The organism is Algibacter sp. (assembly GCF_049667265.1).
Classification (GTDB): Bacteria; Bacteroidota; Bacteroidia; order Flavobacteriales; family Flavobacteriaceae; genus Algibacter_B.
In genome coordinates this window covers 1-5,748 of record NZ_JBATHX010000343.1, presented here as the reverse complement: position 1 = coordinate 5,748, position 5,748 = coordinate 1, and the positions used below count along the sequence as shown (strand labels likewise).

At 30.9% G+C, this 5,748-nt stretch carries 5 protein-coding genes; 1 reads left to right on the top strand and 4 read right to left on the bottom strand.

All coding sequences use genetic code 11. The annotated features are described in order from the left end of the window. The 3 genes from WBN21_RS12065 to WBN21_RS12055 form a co-directional block, all read right to left on the bottom strand. Positions 1–214: hypothetical protein (locus WBN21_RS12065; protein WP_424200617.1), on the bottom strand; the 214-nt coding region annotated here is incomplete at its 3' end. Between the two features lies 1 nt (position 215). Next, entirely contained in the window at positions 216–1,256 is a 1,041-nt protein-coding gene (locus WBN21_RS12060) for a hypothetical protein (RefSeq protein ID WP_424200615.1), read from the bottom strand. Between the two features lie 84 nt (positions 1,257–1,340). Further along, positions 1,341–3,680: a TonB-dependent receptor gene (locus WBN21_RS12055; protein ID WP_424200613.1), complete on the bottom strand. Its 2,340-nt coding sequence runs from the start codon at positions 3,678–3,680 to the stop codon at positions 1,341–1,343. A 194-nt stretch (positions 3,681–3,874) separates the two neighbouring features. Here WBN21_RS12055 and WBN21_RS12050 point away from each other — a divergent pair, with 194 nt between their 5' ends. Next, on the top strand, positions 3,875–5,101 hold the full coding sequence (locus tag WBN21_RS12050; RefSeq protein ID WP_424200611.1) for a hypothetical protein: 1,227 nt from the start codon (positions 3,875–3,877) through the stop codon (positions 5,099–5,101). A 363-nt stretch (positions 5,102–5,464) separates the two neighbouring features. Here WBN21_RS12050 and WBN21_RS12045 read toward each other — a convergent pair. Continuing rightward, the coding region (locus WBN21_RS12045; RefSeq protein ID WP_424200609.1) for a type II toxin-antitoxin system RelE/ParE family toxin at positions 5,465–5,748 on the bottom strand (284 nt) is incomplete at its 5' end.

The following is a 5,748-nucleotide window of genomic DNA, read 5'->3' as shown; positions in this document are numbered from 1 at the left end:
TGGTTGCCATACACATTATAGTTAAAACAAATGTGGAAATACCAAATGCTATAAGCGCTTGCTTAAGACCTAGATTGAGTGCAATTTCTGAACCTAAAAATAGTGTAGAAACTGATAATCCTGTACTCGCAATAATGAAACCAACAACCCAACCAGACACAAAGTCTTTTGGTTGCACTTTTGTGGTTGTGTATTGATTTTGGTCTTCTGCCATTTTAATTAGTTAATAAGTTATTGACCAAGGGTATTAAATCAGGATGGCATACGACACCATTGTCAAAAATTTGAATGTCGTCTAAATATATAGAAACATTAGTAACCACACCATCAAAATGCGATTTTGCTTCTTGACCATAAGGTGGCATATCCATTGCACTAGTGTGACCAAACCCAAAGTCTACTCCACCCCAAATACGTTCGTCTTCACAAAGTTCGCCTGTTATGGTTTTTATTCCTGGATTTAAGCCAAACATATTATGCGATATTTTATACATATTTTCATCATCAAATGATGCCAAATATGATTTAAAATCTTCTACTCCATTTTCTCCATTTACATCTATAATCGAACCATTTTTCATGGTAAATTGTATTTGGCCATCTCTTGGAGCTCCTTCCAATATATCAAAAGCGATAGTCCCATTCATGCTGCCTAATTTAGGAACTATATTTATAAATCCAGGAGCTGTACCAAACTTTGGCATAGAAAAATCGCCGTCATCAATATCGAATGCATAGTTAAGATCTATATCGTAAGATACGTTTGTACCATTATTACTAGTAATATGAACCTTTTTACAAGCCATTGCCATGTCTCTAACTTTACTTAAAAGAGATTTAAGTAATTGGATATCAAAACCAGTAAACATTCTATCTAAGGATTCGATACTAGAGTCTGCGATAATTAAATATCTTAATTTATCGTTTTCTTTAAATGCCGTTTCCCAGATATCAGAATATAATATTACGGTAGATTGTGCTTCAATCCATACATCTACTTTACAAAGCGCTGCTGTTAATGCTTCTGCTGGCCAATCTTTCATACCTGCTTGTCCGCTTTGCTCTGCTTTTGGCATCCACATTACTAATGGTATTCCGCCAGCTGCTGTGGTTGCTTCAGCTAACCCATCTATTGTTTCTCTGCTAGAACCAGTATCTGCGGTAATTGCTACAGTTTCACCTGGTTTTACTTGAAACATGGTTTCAATTAATATTTTTGAAAAACGTGTTGTTAATAATTGTTTATCTGTTGTCATAAATATGTTAAAAAAAGGAGGGAATGATTAGGCATTCCCTCCAGTATTAAAAACTTAAGTTTGCTATTAATCGATTTTATTATTTTAAAACGTAAGAGAAATTGCAGTACCTACAGACAACGGTTGTCCTCTCCAAGCAACATCATCAGGACTTCCAACAAATTCTCCTGGTGAAAACTCTTTGTAATAAAGTTTATCTGTTAAATTCTTTCCCCAAATATCTAGTTTCCAGTTTTTATACGCTAATCCGATTCTTGCATCTAATAAAGAATATGCATCTGTTGTAAATGAATCTCTATTGCTTTCATGCCAGTACGTTTTTCCAGTTGTGTCTAAGTTTAAAAATCCATTAAATTTTAATTCTTGGTTTATTTTAAAAGAAGATTCTAGACCAATACCAAAATTATCAACTGGTACAAAAGGTGTATGATTACCATTGTATACTGTGTTATCCGTTGTATCACCATTCTCACCACCAGCTTTACCTCCATCTATTATTTCAGTATTGGTGTATCCATAACTTGCAAAGACATCTAAATAGTTAGTTAGTCGTAAACGTGATTCTAGCTCAAACCCAACAAACTTGCTATCATTATAATTGTAAACACCAGCAATAAAAGTATCTAAATCCAAAATATATTGTTGTTGATTATCCATTCTGGTAGTAAATATAGAACCGTTAAAAATAAAGCGATCATTCCACGATGTTGTTTTAAAACCTAACTCATAATTTTCTGAGATTTCATCATTAAACTCTCTGTTAAAAAGCCCTGTTGCCTGTGCATTATAACCTCCAGTTCTATAACCTTTTCCATAGTTGGCATAGAAAAGCACACTTTTTGAAGCTTGATATGATAATGATACTTTTGGTTGAAATTCGTTATTATCTCTAGAAGATGCTGTTTCAAATAGCGTATCGTCCTGACTAAATTTGTCTATATCATATCTAAAACCAGCAGAGGCAGTTAGTTTGTTTGTTAATTTATAATCTGCAAACCCGAAAAGTGCAATTGTTTCTGTTGTATTTACATAGTCTGCAACAGGGTAAGGATCACTTTCAAAAGTTCCGTTTTCAACAAGGTCCTTCTCTGTGTTTTGATAAAAACCTCCCAGACTCCAATCAAATTTTGAATTGGTATTTTTATTATTTAATCTAATTTCTTGATTAAAAGTATTTGTTTTAGTTACTCTATTCTGTGTAAATAAATCGAAATCTAAAAAGTCTAAATCTCCATTCATTGTTTTTTCAACTTTATTGAATGACGTAATACTTTGAATACTCATGTTTTCAAATGAATATTCCATTTTTATGTTCCCATAATTGTTGATCATATCCGATCGTCCTAATACATCTGCAACAATTATATTGTTATCTTCAGTTGGATTTGGATCCATAACGCCTCCAGGAAATTCGCCGTCAAATCCAGTTGGGTTTACAGAATAATAAGCAGCACCTCCATCTAAATCAAAATATTGATAAGTTCCAGTTATACTAAAATTATCAGAAATTCTTGCTTTAATTTGCCCTCTTAAATTAAGATCTGTTCTAAAATCTACCTTTTCATTTAAAAAGTCGTTGGTTAACAAACCATCAAAATCTTTATATTGAGTAGAAAACCGATAAAATATTTTATCCTTTTTTAAAGCTCCAGAAGATATAAATTGAGCCTCTTTTTGTCCTCCATTTCCAAAGCCCAATTTTACTTTATTGGACATTTTATTGGTAGGCTCTTTTGTGTAAATATTTACAGCACCACCTATTGCATTTTTACCATACAAAGCACCTTGAGGTCCTTTAACCACTTCTATTAATGCTAAATCATATAATTCCTGACTTAATAAACTTGGGTCTGGAATGGTGACACCATCAATTACAAATGCTAAAGGAGCATCTCCTCCTCTAACCTGTGAAATACCTCTAACAGTTATAGTATTCAAACCTATTTCTTGGGATGTATTAAACTTTAAATTAGGCACTAAAGCAGAAAAAGAACTAACATCAGATATTCCAGCACTTTCTATGCCTTCAGCATTTAATGCTGTTACAGATTCTGGTGTTACTTGAATAGAAGCTGTTCGCTTTCTTGATTTACCAATAACACCTGTAAAGCCTTTAATAGTAACCTCGTTTAAAGATTCGGCAGATTCATTGAGTTGAATATTTATTAGATTTTTTTCTGCTATTTTAATTTCCTGTGTTTCAAATCCTAGGTATGAAAACACTAAAACAGCATCACTAGATTCTACTGAAAATTCGAAATTTCCATTAAAATCACTTATCACACCTCTTGCAGTACCTTTTTCTAAGATACTAACTCCTGGAAGTGGTTCCCCTCTTGTATCAGTTACTTTTCCCGATATATTATTTTGTGCAAATCCGATGCTTGCAACTAGTAATAATAACAATAAAATGCTTTTTTTCATGATATGATTGAATTAATTAGTAGTACTAAATTAGTTTGATATAAATTAATTCTTATTAATTTTAATTATTAAAAATATTTTTAATAATTTTAATAATATTTTAGGAATTTTTCAAAACCTCAAAATGAAAGATAGAAATATAGCTGAAAGAAACCATGTAAGCTGCATGAGATGATAATAACAAGTAAAGACACATGAAAACAAAATCAGGAGCACTAGTTCTAACTTCAGAATATTTTAAAATTATTTTAGATGAAGTACATGTAAAATTTAAGAAAAAACATAAGTTAACTAAACTCCCTAAAACATTTCAACTATACGGTTATGGGGCTTTTGATGAAAACAAACCCAGTTTAAAACATGATTTCGAAGCTATTGGTTCTGAGTTTATTAACGGTAAATATTTATATGATAAATCTCGTGATTTAGAAAAAGGGAAAGCGACCATCAAATTAAATGAATACTATAAATCTATTATTCTATTATATATAGGTTATGAAGATTTTGAATTTTTTTTAGATAATTATAAATTATCTGAAGAAGAAATTAAGAAACAGCTATTATTAATAAATGATGATTCAGCTAACTCAACTTATTATTATTTGAACTATTTTTTTGGCGAAGAAGATATCATTCTAAAAGGTCAAACTATTATTTCTAATAATTGGACTAAAATTCAACATGTATTTATGTATCCTCAAGAGGATGGTTCTTTAAAAGAACATTATAGCCATGGAACTATTGTTAGTCAAGGTGACACCATTTATATTAGAACAAAATCACTATCTAGTGGTAGATATATTAATGGTTCAAGCGAAATATATTATATAGGACACCAAGAACCATCAAATATTAACTATTTGGTGGGAACCTATAGCAATTTTGATGTTTATTCGAATACAGTTGCTGGGCGCTCCATTTTAGAAAAATGTGAATCAAGACAGGTTATGGAAGAAAAATCGAAAGACTTCAACATTCCATCCTATATAGCCTTAGAAATTAGAAATAAACGAATTATTAATAACAGTAAAGTTCCAAAACATTATTTAGAGTTATCTGATAAAAGTCCGTTTTCATCTATTTATGCAAAAATACCTGGAACTTATGAACTCAGTTTTAATTTAGAAGATAATCTTATAGAAGTCATTAAATTTAAGGTTTTGGCTTCAAATTATAAGATAATTACGCTAACAGAAAATGTATATATAGAAAAAGATAGAATTGAACTTTTAAATAAGGGAACGGTTATTAGTTTTAGATTTAACTTTTCGGGCATAATTGCATTGGAAAGAGTCAATGTCTATTTTAAAACGTTTTATCTAAAAAACGAAAAATTAATTCATGACGGAGTTTTTAGTGGCATTGATAATGAGAATAGATTAATAAATGGTGTGGTAACCATTAATTATATAGAGAATTAATTAATCCATTCCACACATTACGCTTCCCTCCTACGTCGTCGCATTAAAAGTGTTTATTCACAAGGTTAATATTGTTTTAGAGGAGTTCATGAATCTCGCATACTCGATTTCATTAACATTGCAGAAGAAACTTTTAGAATAAATTTTTCAAAGAAACTGTAGTATGCCAAAGCGCCAGCTGGCTCATTCGCTAAAATGGTCCACAGGACTATTTTTTAACGCTCTGCCCTGCTTTTAACCAAAGCTCAAGTTACATAACGCAGAACATTATAGTACAAAATTAGTAGTTATAATTTCATAATGTAAAATGTCTTTGTAACTTTTAAATTCCGAGAAATATTGTGCAGGATTAACTGAAAACTATTATAAATTATTTTCATAGTCCATACTTTGATTCAGTACACGAACAATCAAAATATCAATATCTGTAGCTAAATAAAAAATAGTATGAGATTTATAAGAAAACCTTTTTAATGAGAATACAAATTCTGAGGCATCGCGCCCAAGATTGATGTTATTGGATAAAACTTCAAAGATATGGTGTATTCCAAATAAATAGTCTTGCGCCTGTTTTAATCCAAAACTTTCAATTCCATATTCGTACATTTTTGTAAGATCACTTTCGGCCTTTCCAGATACTTTATAAA

What these genes read in the sequence shown, in the direction of transcription:
- WBN21_RS12060 (WP_424200615.1), bottom strand. Translation starts at nt 1,256, where the DNA reads ATGACAACAGATAAACAATTATTAACAACACGTTTTTCAAAAATATTA.
- WBN21_RS12055 (WP_424200613.1), bottom strand. Translation starts at nt 3,680, where the DNA reads ATGAAAAAAAGCATTTTATTGTTATTATTACTAGTTGCAAGCATCGGA.
- WBN21_RS12050 (WP_424200611.1), top strand. Translation starts at nt 3,875, where the DNA reads ATGAAAACAAAATCAGGAGCACTAGTTCTAACTTCAGAATATTTTAAA.